Source organism: Herbaspirillum sp. VT-16-41 (assembly GCF_001994935.1).
In the GTDB taxonomy this organism is placed as follows: Bacteria; Pseudomonadota; Gammaproteobacteria; order Burkholderiales; family Burkholderiaceae_D; genus Herbaspirillum; species Herbaspirillum frisingense.
Window position 1 is genome coordinate 1 of the sequence record NZ_MUXB01000154.1, and the last position, 1,330, is coordinate 1,330.

Sequence of the window (1,330 nt, forward strand, 5' to 3'; positions counted from 1 at the left end):
TGGAATAGCCCCTTGAATCTCAGGACACGAAGACTCTCTTAAAATAGAGGATAGTCTTATGACCAGTTTTACGACTAGGCAAACCGTGGACCACATCGAGATTCTGACCGAGCCGGAGCGTCGCAGAAGACGCACGCCCCAAGAGAAAATAGCCATCGTCCAGGAGACCTTAGCTCCTGGAGCTTCCGTATCAGCCGTTGCCAGGCGACACGGGGTGAACGCGAACCAGGTGTTTGGCTGGCGCAAGCAGTACCAGGAAGGTAGTCTGACCGCCGTCAAGGCTGGCGAGACGGTAGTCCCGGCCTCGGAGCTGACTGCGGCCATCAAGGAAATCAAAGAACTGCAGCGGCTGTTGGGCAAGAAGACCATGGAGAACGAGATTTTGCGCGAGGCCGTCGAATGGGGTCGGTCAAAAAACCTGATTGCGCGCTCGCCCTTGCTGCCGGAGGACGACCAATGAAAGTGGTCTGTGACGTTCTCGGTGTGGCGCGCTCTGCAGTGGCAGTAAAACGAGCCCGGAGCCCGGAATGGCGAGATGGCCGTAGTGCTCGCAAAGTCGACGACAGCGGCTTGCTCGAAGAGATTGAGCTGCATGTCGCGAGCTTGCCGAGCTATGGCTATCGCCGCATCTGGGCTTTGCTGCGACGTAGCCGGGAATCTCTGGGGCAAGCGTGCGTGAACCATAAGCGGGTCTATCGCGTCATGCGAGAGCACGAGTTGCTGCTGCGCCGACCTGGTGTGAGACGCGACAATCGACGCCACGATGGTCGCGTAGCGGTCAAGCAAAGTAATGCGCGCTGGTGTTCGGACGGCTTCGAATTCCGTTGTGATGACGGGGCTGCATTGCGAGTGACGTTTGCACTGGATTGTTGTGACCGTGAGGCCATCAGCTGGGCGGCCACTACCGGTGGGCATAGCGGGGATGTCGTGCGCGACGTGATGCTGGCTGCCGTGGAGCAGAGGTTTGGAAGCACGCAGACTCCACAGGTGATTGAATGGCTCAGCGACAACGGCTCGGCCTACATCGACCATCGCACACGCAGCTTCGCTCGCGAGCTGGGATTGGAGCCCTTGACCACGCCCGTGCGCTCGCCACAGAGTAACGGCATGGCGGAGCGGTTCGTAAAAACGATGAAGCATGATTACATCGCCTTCATGGACAAGCCCGATGTGCCTACGGCGCTCACGCATCTGGCCTCTGCCTTCGAGCAATACAATGAGCGCCATCCGCACAAGGCCCTGAAATACCGCTCGCCTCGCGAGTTCAGACGGGCTGCAGCATCAGTAACTTAACGATGTCTGAGTGTCCTGAATTGCGGGGGCAACTACA

General features: G+C 58.6%; 1 protein-coding gene. It reads left to right on the forward strand.

Going from position 1 to position 1,330, the window contains the following annotated elements:
- The first annotated feature begins 58 nt into the window (after positions 1–58).
- A protein-coding gene (locus BTM36_RS23990) for an IS3 family transposase (protein ID WP_139347266.1) occupies positions 59–1,293 on the forward strand; the annotation gives its coding sequence in 2 pieces (ribosomal slippage) (positions 59–419 and positions 419–1,293; 1,236 coding nt in all).
- The last annotated feature ends 37 nt before the right edge of the window (positions 1,294–1,330 follow it).